Origin of the sequence: Dietzia sp. SLG310A2-38A2, from assembly GCF_014145095.1 — a bacterium.
Taxonomy (GTDB): domain Bacteria; phylum Actinomycetota; class Actinomycetes; order Mycobacteriales; family Mycobacteriaceae; genus Dietzia.
In genome coordinates, this window is record NZ_JAALDX010000512.1 from 1 (window position 1) to 1,015 (window position 1,015).

The following is a 1,015-nucleotide window of genomic DNA, read 5'->3' on the forward strand; positions in this document are numbered from 1 at the left end:
CGACGCCCTGGCGTCGCCCGACGACCGAGCGGTGGAGGACGACGACGAGGTCGGGCCCCGGCGAGATCACCGCGATCACCCAGATTCCGTAGAGCGCCGCGACCTGTCCCGCGGTCACGCAGCGGACTCCATCGCCAGGAGACGCCTCTTGACCTCGAGCCCGCCCCGGTAGCCGCCGAGGCCGCCGTCCGAGCGCAGGATCCGGTGGCACGGCCACACGAGGGGAAGCGGGTTGGTGGCGCACGCCGTGCCCACCGCGCGGACGGCCCCGGGCTTGTCGAGGGCGGTGGCGATCTCCCGATAGGTCGCCGTGTGCCCGTACCCCACGTCGGGCAGTCGGCGCTGGACCAGACCGCGGAACCCGGAGGCCAGGACGGTGTCCAGCGGCAGGGAGAACTCCCGCAGACGACCCGCGAGGTAGTCGTGGAGTTGCGTGGTGGCGTCGTCGAGGACTCCCGTGGCATCGACGCCACCGGTGGCCTCGTCCGGCGATCCGGAGGCACTCGCCTGCACGACCCGGGGCCCGATCTTCGCGGCGAGCATCTGCAGGACCTCGTCCCGGGGTTCGCCTTCGAACGCCACGTACGCCAGGCCCTGCGGGGTCGCTGCCAGGAGCAACCCGCCGATCGGTGAGTCGACGGATCGGACCAGCACGTCCACCAGCCCCTCCTGGTGCGCCTCGCGTGCCAGGCGGTCTCGCAACCGGCCCGTGTCCGCGGGAGCGCCGCGGAGTGTGTCGATGACGTCGTCCCCGTTCATGTCTGCTCCCTCGTCGGTGTCGTCTGAACTGTCTGGTCACGCCCGGTCTGTTCCGGCATGGTCTGCCTCAGGGCCGCCACCCCGTCGGCCGCCGCGCGCCTCGCGGCCGAGTCGCTGCCCCCGATGAGTGCGGCGATCTCGGCGTACGGCAACCCGCCCAGATACCGGTAGGTCACACAGAGCCGCTGCCGGGTGGGCAGAGCGGCGACCGCGCCCCAGATCGGGTGGTCGCCGAGCTCGTCGTCGTCGCCCGAAC

2 protein-coding genes are annotated in these 1,015 nt (G+C 72.5%); both read right to left on the minus strand.

The window, feature by feature from the left end; all coding sequences use genetic code 11:
* Nucleotides 1–114: 114 nt before the first annotated feature.
* Nucleotides 115–759, minus strand: coding sequence for a methylated-DNA--[protein]-cysteine S-methyltransferase (locus G6027_RS16350; RefSeq protein WP_182638073.1), 645 nt, complete (start codon nucleotides 757–759; stop codon nucleotides 115–117).
* Nucleotides 756–1,015 (minus strand): sigma-70 region 4 domain-containing protein (locus G6027_RS16355; protein ID WP_182638074.1); only part of this gene is annotated, 260 nt, incomplete at its 5' end. The genes G6027_RS16355 and G6027_RS16350, both read right to left, overlap by 4 nt.